General features: G+C 64.8%; 16 protein-coding genes. 10 read left to right on the top strand and 6 right to left on the bottom strand.

The genetic code is table 11. From position 1 onward, the window contains the following. Nucleotides 1-334: 334 nt before the first annotated feature. From cobT to cobK, 9 genes are read left to right on the top strand one after another with little or no spacing between them, the layout of a single operon-like run. A complete protein-coding gene (cobT, locus tag AB5758_RS00860) occupies nt 335-1,477 on the top strand; it encodes a nicotinate-nucleotide--dimethylbenzimidazole phosphoribosyltransferase (protein WP_368141554.1) in 1,143 nt (380 codons plus the stop codon). Next, the gene (locus AB5758_RS00855) at nt 1,474-2,022 is read left to right on the top strand and encodes a bifunctional adenosylcobinamide kinase/adenosylcobinamide-phosphate guanylyltransferase (protein WP_195444312.1); all 549 of its coding nucleotides are present in this window, start codon (nt 1,474-1,476) and stop codon (nt 2,020-2,022) included. Before cobT ends, AB5758_RS00855 begins: the two co-directional genes overlap by 4 nt. Next, nucleotides 2,019-2,786 carry an adenosylcobinamide-GDP ribazoletransferase gene (locus AB5758_RS00850; protein ID WP_368141555.1) on the top strand — a complete coding sequence of 256 codons (768 nt, stop codon included), beginning with the start codon at nt 2,019-2,021 and terminating at the stop codon, nt 2,784-2,786. Before AB5758_RS00855 ends, AB5758_RS00850 begins: the two co-directional genes overlap by 4 nt. Beyond that, nucleotides 2,783-3,784: a histidine phosphatase family protein gene (locus AB5758_RS00845; protein ID WP_368141556.1), complete on the top strand. Its 1,002-nt coding sequence runs from the start codon at nt 2,783-2,785 to the stop codon at nt 3,782-3,784. Before AB5758_RS00850 ends, AB5758_RS00845 begins: the two co-directional genes overlap by 4 nt. After that, nucleotides 3,784-4,758 (top strand): adenosylcobinamide-phosphate synthase CbiB, encoded by a 975-nt coding sequence (gene cbiB, locus AB5758_RS00840; RefSeq protein WP_161161406.1) that lies wholly within the window; start codon nt 3,784-3,786, stop codon nt 4,756-4,758. The genes AB5758_RS00845 and cbiB overlap by 1 nt, the downstream gene beginning before the upstream one ends. Beyond that, complete coding sequence (locus AB5758_RS00835) at nt 4,755-5,978, top strand: pyridoxal phosphate-dependent aminotransferase (RefSeq protein WP_225093548.1); 1,224 nt, start codon at nt 4,755-4,757, stop codon at nt 5,976-5,978. The genes cbiB and AB5758_RS00835 overlap by 4 nt, the downstream gene beginning before the upstream one ends. Then, nucleotides 5,971-7,974, top strand: coding sequence for a cobyric acid synthase (locus AB5758_RS00830; protein ID WP_368155318.1), 2,004 nt, complete (start codon nt 5,971-5,973; stop codon nt 7,972-7,974). Before AB5758_RS00835 ends, AB5758_RS00830 begins: the two co-directional genes overlap by 8 nt. Beyond that, complete coding sequence (locus AB5758_RS00825; RefSeq protein ID WP_161145596.1) at nt 7,975-8,616, top strand: precorrin-8X methylmutase; 642 nt, start codon at nt 7,975-7,977, stop codon at nt 8,614-8,616. Next, complete coding sequence (gene cobK / locus AB5758_RS00820) at nt 8,613-9,386, top strand: precorrin-6A reductase (protein WP_161144927.1); 774 nt, start codon at nt 8,613-8,615, stop codon at nt 9,384-9,386. The genes AB5758_RS00825 and cobK overlap by 4 nt, the downstream gene beginning before the upstream one ends. A 211-nt stretch (nt 9,387-9,597) precedes the next feature. On the opposite strand, the gene AB5758_RS00815 is transcribed toward cobK, so the two are convergent. From AB5758_RS00815 to metK, 6 genes are all read right to left on the bottom strand, one after another. Further along, nucleotides 9,598-10,812 carry an ABC transporter permease gene (locus AB5758_RS00815; RefSeq protein ID WP_138374705.1) on the bottom strand — a complete coding sequence of 405 codons (1,215 nt, stop codon included), beginning with the start codon at nt 10,810-10,812 and terminating at the stop codon, nt 9,598-9,600. Continuing rightward, complete coding sequence (locus AB5758_RS00810; protein WP_368141999.1) at nt 10,809-11,582, bottom strand: ABC transporter ATP-binding protein; 774 nt, start codon at nt 11,580-11,582, stop codon at nt 10,809-10,811. Before AB5758_RS00810 ends, AB5758_RS00815 begins: the two co-directional genes overlap by 4 nt. Continuing rightward, nucleotides 11,582-13,015: an efflux RND transporter periplasmic adaptor subunit gene (locus AB5758_RS00805; protein WP_368152654.1), complete on the bottom strand. Its 1,434-nt coding sequence runs from the start codon at nt 13,013-13,015 to the stop codon at nt 11,582-11,584. The genes AB5758_RS00810 and AB5758_RS00805 overlap by 1 nt, the downstream gene beginning before the upstream one ends. Before the next feature lie 131 nt (nt 13,016-13,146). Further along, the gene (locus AB5758_RS00800; protein WP_368141789.1) at nt 13,147-14,871 is read right to left on the bottom strand and encodes a L,D-transpeptidase; all 1,725 of its coding nucleotides are present in this window, start codon (nt 14,869-14,871) and stop codon (nt 13,147-13,149) included. A 149-nt stretch (nt 14,872-15,020) separates the two neighbouring features. Then, nucleotides 15,021-16,628: an L-serine ammonia-lyase, iron-sulfur-dependent, subunit alpha gene (gene sdaAA, locus AB5758_RS00795; protein ID WP_138112491.1), complete on the bottom strand. Its 1,608-nt coding sequence runs from the start codon at nt 16,626-16,628 to the stop codon at nt 15,021-15,023. Between the two features lie 311 nt (nt 16,629-16,939). Beyond that, the gene (metK, locus tag AB5758_RS00790) at nt 16,940-18,220 is read right to left on the bottom strand and encodes a methionine adenosyltransferase (protein ID WP_022094972.1); all 1,281 of its coding nucleotides are present in this window, start codon (nt 18,218-18,220) and stop codon (nt 16,940-16,942) included. A gap of 318 nt (nt 18,221-18,538) precedes the next feature. Between metK and gltX the strand changes: the two genes are divergently transcribed. Beyond that, nucleotides 18,539-20,014, top strand: a complete 1,476-nt coding sequence (gltX, locus tag AB5758_RS00785; RefSeq protein ID WP_138112493.1) for a glutamate--tRNA ligase — start codon at nt 18,539-18,541, stop codon at nt 20,012-20,014. Nucleotides 20,015-20,065: the final 51 nt, after the last annotated feature.

Here is a 20,065-nt window from a genome sequence, read left to right as displayed (position 1 = left end):
GGGCGGCGCTGGCCTGTTGTGGGCGCCCTTGTGGGCGCAAGCGAGAACGGGGGAAGGCTGTCACATTTCGGGTACGTGGAGCTCACTTCCCAACGCGACGGGCTCTACGGGCCGCGCGGCACACGCATCCGCGCGCACGAGTTCCACTACTGGCAGTCCACCTGCCCGGGCGGCGACTTTTGGGCGCAAAAGCCCCGGCGCGACAAAGGCTGGCCGTGCATGACGACTACCCCGTCCCTGGTTGCGGGCTTCCCGCATGTGTACTATCCTGCGAACCCCGACGTTGCGCGCGCGTTCGCGTCTGCCGCAGCGTCGTTCGCAGAGAGGAGACGGCATGGCTGAAGCAACCGAAACCGCGCTTGCCTGCATCCGCGAGGAAGTCGAGCGCGCGTTCTCGTCGGCGCCGGGCGCCGTGCTCGAAGCCGCGCTCTCCCGGATCGCGCCCGCAGACGAGTGCGCCCGCGCCGCCGCGTACGCCGCGTGGGACTCCATCGCGCACCCCTTGGGGGGATTGGGCGACTTTGAAGATGCCGTCGCGCGTATCGCCGCAGCTCAGGGGAGCGCCGAGGTGGCCGAGTTTCCCCGTGCGCTCGCAGTATTCTTCTCCGACAACGGGGTCGTTGCCGAAGGCGTGTCGCAAAGCGGACAAGACGTGACGCGAGCCGTCGCGCGCAACATGTGCGAGGGAGCCACGAGCGCCTGCCGCATGGCGGCGTTCGCGGGTGCCGAGGTCGTGCCCGTCGACGTGGGTATGGCCCGGGGCATAGAAGACGCGCGCATGGTACGCGCGAACGTGCGGCGGGGGAGCGGCAACATCGCGCACGGCCCCGCTATGTCTCGCGATGGGGCTGTGCGCGCGATCGAGGTAGGAATCGCCGTCGCGTGCGGGCTTGCTCGCGCCGGCGTGCGCCTTCTCGCCGCGGGCGAGATGGGCATCGGCAACACGACCACCTCGGCGGCGGTGGCCGCAGTGCTCATCCGGGCGGACGCGCGGAGCCTCGTCGGCCGCGGCGCGGGGCTCTCGGACGCCTCGCTCGCGCGCAAGCGCGACGTGGTCGAGCGCGCTATCGACGCGAACTCGCCCGATCCCGCCGACCCGATCGACGTGCTCTCGAAGGTGGGCGGATTCGACATCGCGGCGATGTGCGGCTTCTACCTGGGGGCCGCGGCCTCGAAGGCGCCGGCGCTCCTCGACGGGGTCATATCCTGCACGGCGGCCCTGTGCGCGGTGCGCCTTTGCCCCAACGCCTTGGGCTACCTCGTGGGCACCCACGCATCGAGCGAACCCGCAAGCCAGGAGCTCCTTCGCGAGCTCGGCATAAAGGCACCCCTCGTCGCAGGCATGCACTTGGGCGAGGGCGCGGGCGCCATGGCGTATCTGCCCCTTCTGGATTCGGCGCTGCGCGTGTACCGGGATGGGAAGACGTTCACGGCGACTGGCATGGCTGCTTACGAGCATTTCGAGGCTGGGAAATGACGGTGACACTCGTCATCGGCGCCGCCGCGAGCGGCAAGAGCGCCTATGCCGAGTCCCTGTGCCTCGGGCACGACGGCCCCCGCGTGTACCTGGCAACGATGGAGCCCTTCGGGGAAGAGGGCGCCCGCCGCATCGCGCGCCATCGGGCGCTGCGCGAGGGCAAGGGGTTTTCCACCCTCGAGCGCACGCGTGACGTGGGCGCCGCAGCGTCCGGGCTTCCGTGCGGCTGCACGCTTCTTTTGGAGGACGTGGGCAACCTGGTTGCGAACGAGCTCTTCGCGGAAGGCGGCTTGTCCCCACGTGACCCCGACGCTGCGGCGCGCGAGGTGCTCGGAGGCATCGAACGGCTCGCTCAGGCCGCTGCGTATACGGTGGTGGTCACCGTCGACGTGTTCGCCGATGGGATGCGCTACGATGAGGGGACCGAGGCATGGAGGCGCGCGCTCGCGCGCGTGAACGCGGGCGTGGCGGCGCTGGCCGACCGCGCAGTCGAAGTGGTATGCGGGATTCCCGTGTGGATGAAAGGCGAAGGACCTACAAGGTGAAGATAGCAGAGGCAATCGGCGCGGCGTTCGGAACGTTCTCGCGCATCCCCGTCCCGAAATCGGCCTGGACCGATTTCGGGTCAACCCATGCGCTTGCCGCGTTTCCCCTGGTGGGCCTTGCGGAAGGCTTCCTCATGACGGCGTGGGGGCACGTGGCGAACCTGCTCGGCGTGGCCGCGACCATCGTCGCGGCCGTGCTCGTGGCGTTGCCTGTGGCGGTGACGGGAGGCATCCACCTAGACGGGCTCTGCGACACCTCCGATGCGCTTGCAAGTTGGGCCCCGCGCGAGCGAAAGCTCGAGATCATGCACGACCCGCGGGCGGGCGCCTTCGGGGTCATCGGTGTTGTCGTGTACCTTATTCTGCAGTTTTCCCTGTTCACCGCGCTGCCGCTTACGGCGGGGGCGTTCCTCGCGCTTCTGTGCTCGCTCGTGTTCTCCCGCGCGCTTTCGGGGCTCGCCGTAGAATGCTGGCCTGCCGCGCGGGCGGACGGCATGGCCGTGGGGCTCTCGCCTGCGAAGAAGCGCGCGGCGATCGTCGTGCCGCTTTGCGCTTTCGCTGCGGCTTCGGCTGCAGGGATGGTCGCGTGCGCTCAGGCCGTCGGCGCCCTTATGGCGGTGGCGGGGCTTTTGGCGCTCGCGTGGTACCGCCATGTTGCCCTGTCCCGCTTCGGCGGGGTGACGGGTGATTTGGCCGGATGGTTTCTGCAATGGGCCGAGCTCGCGATGCTTGCCATGCTGGTGGCGGGGGGCATGCTCCTATGATTCTCGTGGTAGGTGGCGCGCATTCGGGGAAGAGGACCTTCGTGCGCGAAAGGCTCGGGTTCGCGGCGGACGATTTCGTCGACGCGGCGCAGCTTGCGGAGGGCGGCGTGCCCGCGGCTTTTGCCGGCCGTGTCGCGTACCGTGCTGAGGAACTCGTACGCGCGCTCGACGCTGACCGGGCGCTCGAGCGGCTGATCGGCTTCGACGCAGTGATTCTGCCCTTGGTCGGCTCGGGGGTCGTCCCCATGCGTGCGGAAGACGCCCAATGGCGCGAGCGCGCGGGGCGCCTGGGATGCGCGCTCGCTGCGCGCGCCGACGTCGTCGTGCGCATGACGTGCGGGATTCCCCAGGTCATCAAAGGAAACCTTGCCGATGCGCCTCGAGGGACGCAGGGCGCGGGCGCGCCTTTGGAAGTCGTCTTCGTGCGCCATGGTGCCACGGCGGGCACGGAAGACCATCGCTACAGCGGGGCGGGCACCGACGAGCCCCTGTCGAGTGCGGGCGAGCGCGCTTTGCGCGACCTCGCGTGCGATCGTGACGTGTTCCGTGTTATCACGAGCGGCATGGCCCGCACCGACCAGACGGCTCGCATCCTCTTCCCGAACGCGGAGCTTATGGCGTGCCCCGGTCTGCGCGAGATGGATTTCGGTGACTTCGAGGGGCGAAGCGCCGCCGAGCTTAAAGAGGATGTGCGCTACCACGCCTGGGTAGACTCCTGGTGCGAGACGCGCTGCCCGCATGGCGAGGGCAAGAGCGATTTCACCCGCCGCGTCGTCGCGGCGTTTCGGGAGGCGTGCGAATCGGAGCGCGCCCAGGGGAGTAGGCGCGCCGTCTTCGTCGTTCACGCGGGTACCGTGAAAGCGCTACTCTCCGAGCTAGCTGTCCCGAAAATGGGATATTTCGACGTGCATACCGAGCCGGGCGGCGCATGGGCCGCCACCTGGGATGGGCGCTGCCTTCGCGACGTTCGCCCCGCTTCGGGGGGCGATGCCCGGTGATGACGATTCTTGCCGTCGCCGCCGGGTTCGCGGCCGACCTTGCCTTCGGCGACCCGCGCTGGCTTCCCCATCCCGTCGTCGCCATGGGGCGCGCGATCACGTGGGCCGAAGGCCGCCTTCGAGGCGCATTCCCGCAAACGTCCGCGGGCACGCGTGCCGCAGGGCTTGTGCTCGCCGTGGCGCTTCCGCTTGCGTGTGGGCTTTTGACCTGGGGTATCCTACATCTTTGCGGCATGGTTCACTCCGGCTTGCGCTTCGTGGCCGAGGCATGGGCGAGCTATCAGGTTCTCGCGACATGCGAGCTGCGCCGCCAGAGCCTGGCCGTGGCCCACGCGTTCTCGAAGGGCGGCCTTGTCGCGGCGCGCGAAGCCGTCGGGCTCATCGTGGGACGCGACACGTCTGTTCTCGACGAGCAGGGCGTCGCGCGCGCCGCCGTGGAAACGGTGGCGGAGAACGCGAGCGACGGCGTCATCGCGCCACTTTTCTACCTTATGATCGGGGGTGCGCCCTTGGGCATGGCGTACAAGGCGGTGAACACGCTCGACAGCATGGTGGGCTACAAAAACGAGCGCTACATCGACTTCGGTCGCGCCTCGGCGCGCCTCGACGATGCGGTGAACTGGATTCCCTCGCGCTTATCGGCCCTGTTCATGATCGCCGTGTGCCCGATCGTCGGGCTCGACGCGCGCGGGGCGGCGCGCATCTGGCGCCGCGACAGGCGTCGCCATGCGAGCCCCAACTCGGCGCAGACCGAGTCAGCGTGTGCGGGCGCGCTCGGGCTGCGCCTGGCAGGACCCGCGGTGTATTTCGGCAAGCTCGTTGAGAAACCGACGATAGGCGACGCGTCCCGCGAAATCGAGTGGGGCGACATCGCCCGGGCGACAAGGCTCATGCTCGCCGCGTCCGTATGCGCGCTCGTCGTCTTCGGCGCCGCGCGCGCGGCGGTCGTGCTCGCCTTGGGGGCGATGGCATGAGGGAAGACCACGCCGCGCTCCGGGCTGCCGGGGGAATCCTGCGCGCCCGTACGCATGGGGGCAGCGCGCAATCGCTCGGCATCGGTTGCGAAGGGGGCGCCTCCGATCTCATCGACTTCTCGGTGAACGTGAATCCGGCAGGCCCCTCGCCGCGCGCCGTCGCCGCAGCTTGCAAGTCGCTTTCTCGAATCGACGCCTACCCCGATAGGGAAAGCCTCGCCCTCGTTCGCGCCCTAGCGCGCGCCCAGGGCATTCCCGAAGATACTATCGTCTGCGGCGCGGGCGCGTCCGACATCATCTGGCGGCTCGCTGCGGCGGTGCGCCCGAAACGCATCGTCGTGTGCGCGCCGACGTTCTCTGAATATGCGGAGGCGGCATCGTACTACGGTGCATGCGTGCAGGAGTTCCCGCTCTCCGAAGCGGACGACTTCGACGTGCCCGCCTCCTTCGCCCGCGCGATCGAGGGGCCGGGAGACGTGGCGTACCTCTGCAATCCGAACAACCCGACGGGGCGCCTCGTCGACCCCAGCGTGATCGATGCCGCGGCTTGCCGCTGCGAGCAGGTGGGCGCGCTGCTCGTCGTGGACGAGTGCTTCCTCGGATTTGCGCCCGACGCCCGCGAAAGGAGCGTGGCCGCACGCGCCGCGTGTTCGCACCATGTGGCCGTGCTCTCCGCGTTCACCAAGCTCTACGGAATGGCAGGGTTGCGGTTGGGGTATCTGATCAGCGGAAACGCCCAACTCCTCGAGGGGATTCGCCGGGCGGGACAGGCGTGGCCCGTCTCCTCGGTCGCCGAGGCCGCAGGCATCGCCGCCCTGGAAGACGTCGAATACGTCTCGCGCACGCGCGATGTACTGGCGGGCGAGCGAGCGTGGCTTTCCCACGAGCTCTCCTCGCTCGGGCTTTCCGTCGTGCCGTCGGATGCGAACTTCCTTTTAGTCCGCATGCCGGCGAAAGACATCCCCGAGCGCCTGTATAAACAGGGGGTTTTGGTCCGCACGTGCGACTCGTTTTCGGTACTGTCCCGTTTCTGGTGCCGCGTCGCGGTGCGCACGCGCAAGGAGAACGCCCGGCTTGCGATGGCGTTCAGCCGCGCGCTTCGGGCGGAAGGCGCATCGGGCGAAGGCGAACCCGACGAACGGGGCGGCGCTTCTTGCAGCGACGCTATGGCGGGCGCGGATGGCCGAGGCTCGGCGAAGGAGGTCGATACCCGTGGGTAGGGCGAAGCCCATCATGATCCAGGGCACCATGTCGAACGCGGGGAAGAGCCTGCTTGCGGCGGGGCTGTGCCGTGTGCTTTCGCAGGACGGCCTGCGCGTGGCTCCCTTCAAGAGCCAGAACATGGCGCTCAACAGCGGTGTCACGGCCGATGGGCTCGAGATGGGGCGCGCCCAGATCATGCAGGCCGAGGCGTGCGGCATCGCGCCCGACGTGCGCATGAACCCCATCCTGCTCAAGCCCGAAAGCGACCACCGAAGCCAGCTCATCGTGGCCGGCAAGGCGCAGGGAGCCTTCGCTGCGAGGGACTACTTCGCGCGAAAGAAGGCGTTCATGCCGCAGATTTTGGAGGCGTTCGATTCGCTCGCGGAGGAAAACGACGTCATCGTCATCGAGGGCGCCGGCAGCCCCGTCGAAATCAACCTTGCCGAAAACGACATCGTCAACATGGGGCTCGCGCGCGCCGTGTCCTCCCCCGTGCTGCTCGCGGGCGACATCGACCCAGGCGGGGTGTTTGCCCAGCTCTACGGCACGGTCGCGCTCTTTGCGCCCGAGGATCGCGCTCTTTTGCGGGGGCTTGTGGTGAACAAGTTCCGCGGCGATGTGGAAATCCTGCGCCCGGGTTTGGCCCCGCTCGAGAAGATGTGCGGGGTTCCCGTCGTGGGGGTCGTGCCGTATCTTACGCTCGACCTGGACGACGAGGACTCGCTCGCGCCGCGCCTATCTGCCCGCGAGGCGCGCGGCGTCATCGACGTCGCCGTCGTGCGCCTTCCACATCTGTCGAACTTCACCGACTTCGACCCGCTTTCGCGCGTGCCCGGCGTGGGCGTGCGCTACGTTTCCTCGACGACCGATCTGGGCCGACCCGACCTGGTGGTGCTCCCCGGCTCGAAGACCACGCTCGACGACGCGCGCTGGCTTGCGGCTAGCGGCATCGGAGCCTGTGTACGCGCGCTTTCGGGTGCGGGCACGCCGGTGCTCGGCATATGCGGAGGCTACCAGCTTTTGGGTGACGAGCTTTCCGACCCGCACGGCAGGGAAGGCGCTGGCACCGCGCGCGGGCTCGGGCTCATCCCTGCAAGTACGGTGTTCAGGGAGGAAAAGCGCCTCGCCCAGTCGGAGCTGCGCATCACAGGCGCCCAAGGCGCGTTCTCGGTGTGGAACGGCATGACGGCTCGCGGGTACGAGATCCACGACGGCGAAACGATCGTCTCCTGCGCCCCTGCGGGCACGATTGGCGGCAAACCAGACGGCGCGGCCTGCGGAAACGTGTTTGGAACCTATCTCCACGGCCTGTTCGACGAACCGGGGGTGGCGCTCGCCCTCGCTCGCGCGCATGCGTGGCCTGCCCGAGAGCGTCGTGGGTGCTGTGGGCGCGGCGTCCGCGGCCGATCACCGTGCGCGCGAGTTCGACCGCCTGGCCGACTCCGTGCGCGTGGCGCTCGACATGGAGTATGTCTACCGCATTATCGAGGAGGGCGTATGATCCACGTGTATCATGGCGACGGCAAAGGCAAGACCACGGCGGCGATGGGCCTCGCCCTTCGCATGCTCGCCGCAGGCCGCCGCGTCGTCGTCGTGCAGTTCCTGAAAGACGGCGAAAGCGGGGAGGTGCGCCTGCTCGCCGAGCATTTCGGCGTGCCCGTGTTCGCGGGGAAGGCGTCGGACAAGTTTACCTGGTCCATGACGTCGGAAGAACTTGCCGCGACGCGCGAGCTGCACGATGGGAACCTCGCTTCCGCGCTCGCCGAGCTCGAGGGCGCGCAGGAGGGACTGCTCGTGCTCGACGAGGCGCTCGACGCGCTTTCGAAGGGGCTTGTCGACGAGGCGCTCGTGGACCGCGCGCTCGATATGTCCGCGCGCGGCGTCGAAGTAGCGCTCACCGGGCGCGCGCCTTCCCGCAAGATCGTGGAGAAGGCCGACTACATAACCGAGATGCGGTGCGAGAAACACCCCTACGCTCAGGGGATAGGTGCAAGGGAAGGAGTGGAGTACTAGATGGATTCCAAGGAGATGGCGCCCGGCGACATCGAGCGGCGCAGCTTCGAGATCATCACCGAAGAGCTCGGCGGCCGCACGTTCCCGCCGCTTGAAGAGCCCGTCGTGAAGCGCGTCATCCACACCACTGCCGACTTCTCGTACGCCGATTCCCTCGTATTCACCCATGACGCCGCGCACTGTGCTCTCGACGCACTGCGCGCAGGGGCCACGGTGCTCACCGACACGAACATGGCGCTCGCAGGCATAAGCAAGCCCGCGCTCGCAAAGCTCGGCTGCAAGGCCGTGTGCTACATGGCCGACCCTAATGTCGCCGCGGCTGCGCGCGCCGCGGGCACGACTCGCGCCGTTGCGAGCATGGACAAAGCTTGCGGCATCGAGGGTCCGCTCATCGTGACCGTCGGTAACGCCCCCACGGCACTTCTGCGCCTCGCCGAGCTCATGGACGCGGGGAAGATCGCGCCCGCGCTCGTCGTTGGGGTGCCGGTCGGGTTTGTGAACGTGGTCGAGGCGAAAGAGGAGCTACTCGCGCGACGCGTGCCGGCCATCGTCGCGAGGGGTCGCAAGGGCGGTTCGACCGTGGCGGCCGCCATTATGAACGCGCTGCTCTACCAGATCACGCGCCCAGGCGGCCCGAAGTGACGGCGCCCGCATCCGCGCCGGCGCTGCGCATCTTCGCCGGCACCACCGAGGGCCGCCTTCTGTGCGAATGGGCGAGCGGGGCGGGCATCCCCGCCCGTGCCTACGCGGCAACCGAGTACGGAGGCGAGCTTTTGGGCCAGCTTCCGGGCATCGAGGTGCATGCGGGCAGGCTCGACGAGGCCGACATGGAGCGCGAGCTTTCCGGCGCGTGCATCGTCGTCGATGCCACGCACCCCTTCGCCACGCTCGCAAGCGGCAACATCCGGGCCGCTTCGCTCGCCGTGGGTGCACGATGCCTGCGCCTTGCGCGCCCGGCCGAGGCGCTGCCCAAAGGCGTCGTGCCGGTCGCGTCGATCGCCTGCGCGGCGCGCTTTCTCTCCGAGAACCCGGGTCGCGCGCTTCTCACGACGGGGAGCAAGGAGCTTGCTCCCTACACGCGCGTCGCCGATTTCGCGGAGCGCTTCTTCGTGCGTGTGCTCCCGCTGCCCGGTGCTATAACGAAGTGCATCGACGCGGGGTTTTCGCCGTCGCACGTCATCGGCATGCAGGGGCCCTTCACCCGCGAGCTCAACGAGGCGATGCTTCGGCAGGTGGGCGCCCAGTGGCTTGTGACCAAGGACTCGGGAACCGTAGGCGGCACGGCTGAGAAGCTCGCCGCAGCGCGCGACGCTGGAGCGCGCTGCATCGTGGTCACCCGTCCCGCCGAGGGAGGCGGGGCCCTTTCGCTTCGGGAAGTGGAAGACGCGCTCTTACGGGAGTTCGCGCGCTAGGTGCTCGCCGCGCATGCGTGCCCTCCCGCCTGCGAGGAGGAGCGCCCCGAGCAAGCTCGAACCGTACAAGACCGTCATCCGCCAATAGCTCGAGGACGACGCCCGGAACTGGCGCAAGCAGCCCTTCAATAAGTTGCGGTGAAATAGTGTCTGTATTTGCTGCTAGATAGCATATTTAGTCCCTAATTCACCGCAACTTGTTGGTGGTGGCTTACTGGTAGCGTAGGCACTCCACCGGGTCGAGCTTCGCCGCGCGGCGAGCGGGGTAGAAGCCAAAGATCACGCCGATGCCGACGGAGACGGCGAAGGCCAGCATCACCGTGGCGATTGAAAAACTCGGTGTGATTTGCCCGCTGGCACCGAGCTCGCCAAGAATCCCGGATCCGGAGGCAAACATCGCGAGGCCCCATGCCAGCAGATAGCCAATCAGGACACCTAGCAGTCCGCCGGTGACGCACAGCGCCGAGGATTCGGCCAAAAACTGCGCGGTGATATCGCGACGACTTGCGCCCAGAGCACGGCGGATGCCGATCTCACGGATGCGTTCAGATACGTTGGTGAGCATCATATTCATAATGCCGATACCGCCGACAAGCAGCGAGATGCTGGCGACAGCACCCATGATGAGCGAGAATGCGCCCATAAAGGAGTTGAGTGCATCGATAGCGCTTTTCATGGAGGTTGCCGATACACTGTCGTACTCGTCCTCCTCCTCGATGCCCTTCATCGCGCGCACCTTGGACTCGATGGTTTTGCAGAGCTCATCCATGTCCGTGCCCTCGGCGGCAAGTGCCGTCACGCTGGGGAATGAAGGATTCTCGTCGCCAAACAGTCCGGAGATAGTTTCGCGTGGCATATACAGCGTGAGCGAGCCCATGGAGTCGCTGCCGCCATCAATCACGCCTACAATCTGCACCTCGCCGTTGGACACCTTGATGGTTTTCCCCAGCGCATCCTGTTCGTTGCCGTAAAGCTGATCGGCGCCGTTGCGGCTGATGAGCGCCACGCGCGAGCCTGATTGGGACTCGGCCTGGGAATAGGTGCGCCCCGCAACGAGCTTGCTGGCCCCCACGGCGTCGAGCATGTCGCTATCGACACCCTGTGCCATGACGGTATAGCTTTTATCGCCGGTCTTATACTCGGTATACGCGCTGTCGACAATGCCGATCTGCTCTATCTGCGGCACCAGTTTTTGAAGCTTCTCGATGTCCGACTCGGTGAGTTCTTGCGACGAATAGATTTGCACCATGCGTGCCGCATTGAGGCCCAGACTGTTGACCAGGCTGTTTTGGATGCCGCCGATGAGCGAAGTCATGGCGATAACCGAGGCGATGCCGATGACAATGCCCAGAATGGTGAGCAGGCTGCGCCCCTTGTTGGCCTCGAGCGAGTGAAGGGCTTCCTGGATGAGATCGCGGGCGCTCATGCCACCACTCCTTTCGGCGGGTTGGCGGAGGCGGAAATCATGGGCAGGCTATCTACGGCGCTGCGCAGGGTCCGCGGTGCATGTGGAATATACGCGCCGTCGTGAATGCGACCGTCGCGGATGGTCACGGCACGGTCGGCCTCGGCGGCGATGCCGGGGTCGTGTGTGATAAGCACGATGGTTTTGCCGCGTTTCTGGAGCTTATGGAAGGTCTCCATCACAAGCGCTCCGGTAGCGGAGTCCAGGTTTCCCGTAGGCTCGTCGGCCAGAATGATGGGCGGGTCATTGACGAGGGCGCGCGCGATTGCGACGCGCTGCATCTGGCCGCCCGAGAGCTCGGATATGCGGTGGTCCCAGTGGTCGACGGGCAGCGTGACAGCCTGCAGCGCATGCACGGCGCGCATTTCGCGCTGGCTACGGGGCACATTGGTGTAGGCCAGCGGCAGCATCACGTTTTCGATAACCGACAGGCGCGGCAGCAGGTTGAAGCTCTGAAAGACAAAGCCAATGCTCAGGCCGCGGGCTTCGGTGAGCTCGTCATCGTCAAGCTCGGCCACGTTGAGCCCTTGCAGGTAGTAGTCGCCCGCCGTCGGCTTATCCAGGCAGCCTAGGATGTTCATGAGCGTTGATTTGCCCGAGGCCGAGGGGCCAGTGATAGCGACGAATTCGCCGGGATTTACCGCCAGGCTCACGTTGTGCAGGATGTGGGCGCAACCCGCCTCGCTCTCAAAGATGCGGTGCACGTTGCGGATGTCGATAACGGGACGCATTACATGTCCTCATCGGCAGACATACTGCCCGAATCCGCGCTGTAGCCGCCGTCAGCCGTTGCGTCCGCTCCGGTGTCCATGACGAGCGTGTCGCCATCGCGCAGCTTGGTAACCGGTACGTTGGGGTTGATCTCGTTGCCCTGGTCGTCGCGCTTGACCTGTGTCTTGCCGACTACGGCTTCGTTGTCGTTTTGCGTCACGACGGTCACCTTGACGCGGCGCGTTTCCTTGCCTTCGTCATCGGTTGCCACGTTGACGTAATAGTGTTCGCCGTCTTCGGTCATGAGCGCCATCGTCGGCACCATCACCACGTCGTCGAGCTGCTCGGTCACCACCGATACCTCGGCCGTCATGCCCGGCTTCAGGCGCGCGTCGGGCGCCTCGATGAGGATGTCGACGTTAAAGGTCACGCTGCCGCCGCCGTTGGCGGCGTCGGAGTTTGCCACCGACGCGATAGCCGTGACGGTGCCCTGGCTCACGATATCGGGAAAAGCGGGATACGTGACGTTGGCGCTCTGCCCAACGGCGATCTTGGCGATGTCCTTTTCGCCCACCTGCACGGTCACCTTCATCTTGGATAGGTCGGCGATCTGCATGCACTGCTTGCCGCCGCTCGTATCGCTTTCGCCCATGATCATGCCGCCTGTTACCGTGGCGCCCACCTTGGCGTTGAGCTCCACGATGCTACCCGAGCTCGGGGCCGTGACCGTGCGACTGGCGGCCTTGGCGTTCGCCTGGTCTAGGTTTGCCTGGGCCGAAGCGAGGCTGCGCTGCGCGGCCGATACGGCGTTCGTGTCCACTGATGCAGCGGAGACGCCAGCCGCTGCGGAAGCTCCATCGACGTCCGTCGTTGGGGTGGCCTGCGCGACAGCGGCGGCTTTCTGCGCGTTGGTGAGGTCTTCCTGGGCGGCTGCAACTGCACGCTGCGCCTCGGCAACGTTGCGATCGAGCTCGTCGTTTTTAATGGTCATAAGCACGTCGCCCTCGCTGACGGATTGGCCTGCCTGCACGTTGATCGAATCGACCGTGCCGTCGACAGAAGGGGAGACCACTGAGGATGAAATGGGTTTGAGCTGGCCTTTCGCCTCGACCGTTGTGCTAAACGTGCCCTCGGTCACCATGTCGGTCACAGCCCCGCTAGCGCCCTGTGGCTGCGCATTGATAACCAAGGTTGCGACAATGGCAATGAGTGCGATGGCACCTACGACGCCGGCGGCAATACCGCGTCGAATCAGCTTTTTGTGTCGACGTTCGGCGCGTTTTGCCTTGAGCTTGGCATATGCCTCTTCATCGGAAATCTCGGCCGTATCGTTCGTGCGTTCGCTCTGCTTGTCGGCATGTACGTTTGTAATCAGAGGAATCGTTTCGGTGGCACCTTCGGGCGTGCACTCGGTATCATCTGGGCCCGGGGTGATCGTGGGGACATTCGGCATAGCGTCTCCTTTATAGAAAAACCTCGATAATTATAAGCGCCCACCGGTTGGGGCGGGCGCATAGGACGGTTTCTTTCGGAACTGTTAGATTGGTCGCAGCAGTTCCACGTTGTAGGAATGCGCGCGTTGCACTACGAGTGGACAACCACGCACAGGCCGACTTTGATGCAGTCGTGAAGTGCCTTGGCGTCGGCCAGGCGCAGGTTGATGCAGCCGTGACTGCCGCACCACTTGTACGACTCGGCGTTATCGAAGCTCTTGTCGTTTTGCCAGGTGGCATCGTGGAAGCCGATCATGTTGCCCTCAAACGGCATCCAGTAGCTCACCGGGCTCTCGTATTTGGGCTTACCGGTTTCGGGGTCCTTGGCTCCAATCAGGGTGCTGCCGCCGTCGTTGCTGTTGATCTGCCACACGCCCTCGGGGGTTGCGTCTTCGCCCGGTTTGCCGGAAATAAAGTTGGCCTCCCAAACGATATTACCGTTCTCGTCATAGTAGCGCGCGTGCTGCTCGGACAGGTCGACGTCGATATACGCCTTCCAGTCGGGCTCTCCCTTTGCGGTAAAGGTGTCGGCCTTCTGGGAGTACTTGATCTCGATTTCGCCGGTCTGTTTGTTGTTAATGGCGTCCTCGACCTGCTTGGCGAGCGAGCTGCTGTCGATGGACCAACCAAAGTCACCGCCTTCGACGGCGCACTGCTTGCCATCGGCGCGCGTCCACCAGCGAGTGGAGCCCACGGTATTAAAGCCGTTGGCGAGCTCGGCTGCCCAGCTTCTGATCTGCGTCGTATCGAGTGTGGGGTTGGCGGGATCGGCAAAGCTGATCCACTGCAATACGGAGCTGCCATCAACCTTGCCGGCATCCTCGCCGTTGAGCTTGAGGGTCACGTTGACGCCTAGGAAGTTGTTGGCGGCATCGCATGCGGCCTGAATCTGATCATCGGTCAGCGTTCCATTGAGCGGCTCATAGGCATCGTTGCCGAGCTTGGAAAGATCTACGGTCTCGGCCAGCGAGGCAAGTTCGAGCTCGGCATACTTAATGACGTGCTCGCGGTTGAGTTTTTCGTTGGAGCGCGCCTTCTCGACGGTAAACTTGCCCGCTTGCTCGTCATAGGAGCTATTGGCCTCGAACGTGCCCGAACGCCCCTCGTTAAACTCGTCGATGGCGGCGCCCAGATCCTTCTCAAATTTCTTATGGTCAAAGGTGCCGGAGAGCATGGACAGGTCGACGTCTTGATCAAGATCGACTTCGTTGGAGGTAGCGGTTGTTTTGGTCTTGCCGCTTAAGGATTCCACAAGGCGGACCGGCCATATAAAGGCCTCGTTGTGGCCGATAATCTCTTTTGCGGCAGCTTCGCCGTCGACGATGGGCTCATCGGAGTCGGGCTGATAGGTCCAGCTAAAGTCATCGCCTGTCACGGTGAGCTTATAGTGCTTCCATGCCGAGTTGACCTTGGTTGCGGCAGACGAAGCGTTGGAGAACGAGACGTCGACGCCGGCGATGGTGGTGTTGGGGTAGGCTACCTGCGAAAACGCTACGACGCCCACGATATAGACAATGACGATAAGACCCAAGACGACAAAGAGCGTCGTCTTTTTGCCCGACTTATTGTTGCCGGCGGACTTGCGCGCGGGGCCGCGATCACCTCGGGTGTGCGTGGGGGGCAGCTTGGGCGCGTTGCCGTTTGCCTGGCGTTGCTGACGTTGTTGACGCTGCTGGTTCGGGCGTTGGGAAGCGTTTGTCGCACCACGCTGCTGACCGTGGCTCGGCGCGATAGGACGCGGCGACTGAACGCCGCCGGTGTGCTTGCTCGGCTGCTGCGGATCGGGAATCAGTTGAGTTCGATCGTTTTGCGACATCGTATGCATATCCTTCGAATTTCGCCTTGCGGCTCATCGTGTTTTTACTGGGCTTGCATTATAGCGATTGCCCTGCTGTTTGTGGTACGGAAACGGTGGCATTCAAAAGAGGTGGGACATTTGTCCCACCTTTGAGTCGTTCTTAGCCGTTATCCGCACACACCGCATTTTGCACAGGCTGAAAGTGCGGCCGGTGCCTGCGCGATGCCGCCCTTTGCCGTCTCGCGTAGCGTGGCCGGCAACGCGTGACCCACCGAGAGCATGACATGTGCCATCTGGTCAAACGGCACCAAGCTCTTAATGCCTGCGAGGGCGAGTTGTGCCGAGCTAAAGGCCGCTGCCACGCCGATGGCGTTGCGGTTTTGGCAGGGCACCTCCACGAGGCCACCGACGGGGTCGCAAACGAGGCCCAGCAGGTTACTCAGCGCGATGGAACTGGCGTCGAGAGCCTGCTCGGGCGTGCCGCCGAGCATCTGCACCAGAGCGGCGGCTGCCATGGCGGCGGCGCTTCCCACCTCGGCCTGGCAGCCGCCCTCGGCGCCGGCGACGCAGGCGCTCGTGGTGAGGTTGAGACCGATGGCGGCTGCGCAGTAGAGCGCGTCCATGACCTGCTCGTCGTCGAGCTGAAGGTGATCGGCGAGCGCCAGCACGCAGCCGGGCACAACACCCGCGGAGCCGGCCGTGGGGGCGGCGACGATCACGCCCATGGTAGCGGAGCGCTCGAGAACGGCCATGGCGCGGGCAACGGCGTCGGTCTGGACGGCGCCCATCAGGCTTGCACTCAAATCGTTGCGGCGGGTTGCTTCGACGAGCTTGGCCTCGCCGCCGATAAGTCCGCCGAGCGAGCGCTGCGGATTTGCGATAGGGGCTGTGGTCTCTTCGCGCATGACGTCGAGCACGCGGCGCATGGCGGCGACGGCGTGGGTCTCGCCGGTCAGACGCGCCTCGCGCACGGCCATGACGGCACCGATGCTGAGTCCCAGTTCCTCGCACGCATCGAGCAGCTGCTCGCCGTCGTCGAAGATCTCCTTTGCCGAGACACCGGGGGAGAGCGACGAGGCAGAACCGGGGAGCTCGATAAAGGTCGCGTAATCGACATTGTCGAGTTTGCGTAGCATGGGGATAACGGTGTCGTCGGGCGCGCCGTCGGTCTCAAAGACGGAGTAGGCCTGGCCGCCCACTTCGGTGCGGTAGGTACGGCAAAACGCGATGTTTACATGGGCGTAGGCGAGTAAGTTCGTGAGTGCGGCGAGTACGCCGGGAACATCCTGGTGCGCCACGAAGAGCGTGGAGTACATGCCCGAGATGTCGACGCCGACGCCGTTGATGCGGCTGATACGCATCTTCCCACCGCCCAGACTTTCGCCGCGGACCTGTGCCGTGGCGCCCGTGTCGTCTACCATGTCAATGTCGACGGTATTGGGGTGGATGGAGGCGTCGTCGCCCTTGATGTCAAAGTGATATTCGAGGCCCTGCTCGCGAGCGAGGTCGAAGGCCTGCTTGATATTCTCGTCATCGGTGTCGAGGCCTAGGATGCCCGCGACGAGCGCACGATCGGTGCCGTGGCCGCGGTAGGTGTGGGCGAAGGAGTTCCACAGGCCAAAGGTGGCTTTGGTGATGCGGCCTTCCAGCAGGCTGGCGGCAACTTGGGCGCAGCGTAGGGCGCCGGCGGTGTGCGATGAGCTGGGGCCGACCATGACGGGGCCCAAGATCTCGAATGCCGAGGTCGTAGCTAGTGTTTGCGGCTTGCCTGCCATGGCTGCTCCTTCTTTGTCCCGTCGTTCCGAGGGCTTTGGTATTTGGTCGCCTGCTCGGGCAGTCCTGCTCGCACGGAGAGCACATTAAGTGCTCTCCGGCTCGTGCGGAACTCGCGACCGACCAAATACCAAAGCCCTCGGAACTAAGGATACATGGTAGAGGCGCGTGTGCTGCAAAATTCATTAGCTGGTGACGCAGCGTGGGCTCATATCGAAGCATCTTCACCACCGTTTAAATAAAAAGAAGTACCGGTTGGGAGCGGTACTTCTTTTTTAAGCGCTTATGTCGTTGAAACCTTGGCGGTTCTTAATTACAGGCCGCAGGCTGCTTTGAGTTCTTCGACTCGATCGGTTTTCTCCCAGGTGAAGTCGGCGTCTTCGCGGCCGAAGTGACCGTAGGCTGCCGTCTTTTCGTAGATGGGGCGACGCAGGTCTAGGTCGCGGATGATTGCGCCCGGGCGCAGGTCGAAGGTCTTCTCTACGGCCTCGACGATCTTGTCCTCGGCAACATGCGCGGTACCGAAGGTGTCGACCATGATTGAGAGGGGCTTGGAAACGCCGATGGCGTAAGCAAGCTCGACTTCGCAGCGGTCGGCCAGGCCGGCGGCGACCACGTTCTTGGCGACCCAGCGCGCGGCATACGCGGCGGAGCGGTCGACCTTGGTGCAGTCCTTGCCGCTAAAGGCACCGCCGCCGTGACGGCCGTAGCCGCCGTAGGTGTCGACGATGATCTTGCGGCCGGTGAGGCCCGTGTCGCCCATGGGGCCGCCCACGACAAAGCGACCGGTGGGGTTCACGTAGATGTCCGCGTTGTCCCACGGCATGTTCTCGGCGGCCATGACCGGGGTGATGACGTGCTCGATAAGGTCGGCCTTGATCTTGCCCATGTCCTCGATCTCGGCGGCGTGCTGCGTGGAGATGACGATGGTCGTGACCTCGACGGGCTTGCCTTCCTCGTAGCGCACGGTGACCTGGGTCTTGCCGTCGGGACGCAGATAGGCGAGGGTACCGTCGTGACGCACGGCGGCCAGGCGCTCGGCCAGGCGGCTTGCCAGGTAGTGTGGCATGGGCATGAGGGTCTTGGTCTCGTTGGAGGCATAACCGAACATCATGCCCTGGTCGCCGGCACCGATCAGGTCGATCGGGTCGGTGGTAGCGCCGGTCTGGGTCTCGAAGGACTCGTCAACGCCCTGGGCGATATCGGGTGACTGTTCGTGGATGAGGCTCATAACGCCGCAGGTGTCGCAGTCAAAACCGAACTTGGCACGGTTGTAGCCAATGCGGCGGATAACACCGCGGGCGATTTCCTGTACGTCGACGTAGGCCTGGGTGCGAATCTCGCCGGCGACGATGACGGTGCCGGTGGTCACGAGGGTCTCGCAGGCGCAGCGGACGTTCTCCACGTTGGCCGGCACGCCGTTGGGGGCGATGTAGCCCTGCTCCTGGAGCTCTATTTCTTTAGCGAGGATTGCGTCGAGGACGGCGTCGCTGATCTGGTCAGCGATCTTATCGGGATGACCTTCGGTCACCGACTCCGACGTAAAAACAAAGGACCCGTGTTGGGGCGGGATGGAACGAAGTTCTTCTGACATGATTGTCCTTTCAAAAACGTGTCCCGGCGACCGTTACCATTCCGCCGGGCTCTCTATGCAAGGGCACATCATAGCGCGTAAATCAAACATTCACACCCTTTCCGCACCTACTCATTGGGGACAGACATAAATGGCCGGCCGGGTACTCATTGGGGACAGGCTTAAACGAACAGTCTTACCTAAATGCCGACAGGTTGCCCAAAGACTGGTCATTTAAGTCTGTCCCCAATGAGTAGGTCGGTGCCCTTTGTGCGGAGGTTGCTTTGATGCTTTATACTGGTGCGGTTAGACATCCATCCTGCAATCGAGGAGATTTCCATGGCATCAGACGTTCGCGTCCGCTTTGCACCCTCACCGACGGGCAAGCTGCACATCGGCGGCGCCCGCACCGCTATCTATAACTGGGCTTTCGCCCGCGCAAACGGCGGCACGTTCATCCTGCGCATCGACGACACCGACCCTACCCGCTCCACCGACGAGAACACGCAGATCATCCTGCGCGCCATGCGTTGGCTGGGCCTGGACTGGGACGAGGGTCCCGAGGTGGGCGGCGATTTTGGCCCCTACGCCCAGACCGAACGCCTGGACCTGTACAAGCAGGCTGCCCAGAAGCTTTGGGACGAGGGCAAGGCCTATCCGTGCTTCTGCACCAAGGAGCAGCTCGACGCCGATCGCAAGGCCGCGCAGGAGCGCAAGGACCCCTTCCAGGGCTATCAGCGCCGCTGCCGCGATCTTGATCCCAAGGAGGCCCGCCGCCGCATCGAGGCCGGCGAGTCCTACGTCCTGCGCATCAAGGTGCCCGAGGACCGCGGCGACGTCGTCATCCACGACGCCGTCCACGGTGAGGTGACCTTCGACGCCAAGGAGCTCGACGACTTTGTCATCTTCCGCTCCGATGGCACGCCCACGTACAACTTCGCGACCGTCGTCGACGACGCTATGATGAAGATCACCCACGTCATCCGCGGTGACGACCACCTGTCCAACACCCCGCGTCAGGTCATGGTCTACGAGGCCCTCGGCGCGCCCGTGCCCACGTTCGCCCACATCTCCATGATCCTGGGCGCCGACGGCAAGAAACTCTCCAAGCGCCACGGCGCTACCTCGGTGGAGGAGTACCGCGACGCCGGCTACCTGTCCGACGCCTTCGTCAACTACCTGGCGCTGCTCGGCTGGTCGCTCGACGGCGAGACCACGATTATCCCGCGCGATGTCCTGGCCAGCAAGTTCTCGCTCGATCGCATCTCCAAGAACCCGGCGACCTTTGACCCCAAGAAGCTCGATTGGGTCAACGCTGAGTACATCAATGGCATGTCCGATGCTCAGTTTGCCGACGAGATCATGGTCCCCGAGCTGCACGAGGCGGGTCTCATCGAGGGCAATGTCGAGTACGGCGAGGATTGGATCGATGCGCTTGCCGCCATCGTCAAGCCGCGCACCAAGATGCCGACCGACGCCGTGACCGTCGCCGCTCCCATCTTCGCTACGGCCGAGACGCTCGAGTATGACGAGAAGTCCGTCAACAAGGGCCTGGCCAAGGAGGGCATGGGTGCCATTCTGGATGCCGCCAAGGCCGCGCTCGAGGGCGTGGACGAGTGGACGGCTGCCAACATCGACGCCGCGCTTGAACCGCTGCCCGAGCAGATGGACCTTAAGAAGCGCGTGGTGTTCCAAGCCGTGCGCGTTGCCGTCTGCGGCAACATGGTGAGCCCTCCGCTGGGCGAGACCATGGCACTCGTCGGCCGCGACGACTGCCTGGCGCGCATCGACCGCGCCCGCACGATGGCGCTGTAGCAGCCGTGTAAACGCACGTATCCGAGCCCCGTTCACCCCGAGCGGGGCTCT

Source organism: Collinsella aerofaciens (assembly GCF_040926405.1).
Lineage (GTDB): Bacteria > Actinomycetota > Coriobacteriia > Coriobacteriales > Coriobacteriaceae > Collinsella.
The sequence above is the reverse complement of the archived record's forward strand: the minus strand, read 5'-3'. Positions and strand labels throughout refer to the sequence as shown.

Coding starts and splice junctions, on each gene's coding strand:
- AB5758_RS00800 (WP_368141789.1), bottom strand. CDS start 14,871: ATGTCGCAAAACGATCGAACTCAACTGATTCCCGATCCGCAGCAGCCG.
- AB5758_RS00815 (WP_138374705.1), bottom strand. CDS start 10,812: ATGAGCGCCCGCGATCTCATCCAGGAAGCCCTTCACTCGCTCGAGGCC.
- sdaAA (WP_138112491.1), bottom strand. CDS start 16,628: ATGGCAGGCAAGCCGCAAACACTAGCTACGACCTCGGCATTCGAGATC.
- metK (WP_022094972.1), bottom strand. CDS start 18,220: ATGTCAGAAGAACTTCGTTCCATCCCGCCCCAACACGGGTCCTTTGTT.
- AB5758_RS00810 (WP_368141999.1), bottom strand. CDS start 11,582: ATGCGTCCCGTTATCGACATCCGCAACGTGCACCGCATCTTTGAGAGC.
- AB5758_RS00845 (WP_368141556.1), top strand. CDS start 2,783: ATGATTCTCGTGGTAGGTGGCGCGCATTCGGGGAAGAGGACCTTCGTG.
- cobT (WP_368141554.1), top strand. CDS start 335: ATGGCTGAAGCAACCGAAACCGCGCTTGCCTGCATCCGCGAGGAAGTC.
- AB5758_RS00805 (WP_368152654.1), bottom strand. CDS start 13,015: ATGCCGAATGTCCCCACGATCACCCCGGGCCCAGATGATACCGAGTGC.
- AB5758_RS00855 (WP_195444312.1), top strand. CDS start 1,474: ATGACGGTGACACTCGTCATCGGCGCCGCCGCGAGCGGCAAGAGCGCC.
- gltX (WP_138112493.1), top strand. CDS start 18,539: ATGGCATCAGACGTTCGCGTCCGCTTTGCACCCTCACCGACGGGCAAG.
- AB5758_RS00825 (WP_161145596.1), top strand. CDS start 7,975: ATGGATTCCAAGGAGATGGCGCCCGGCGACATCGAGCGGCGCAGCTTC.
- AB5758_RS00835 (WP_225093548.1), top strand. CDS start 4,755: ATGAGGGAAGACCACGCCGCGCTCCGGGCTGCCGGGGGAATCCTGCGC.
- cbiB (WP_161161406.1), top strand. CDS start 3,784: ATGACGATTCTTGCCGTCGCCGCCGGGTTCGCGGCCGACCTTGCCTTC.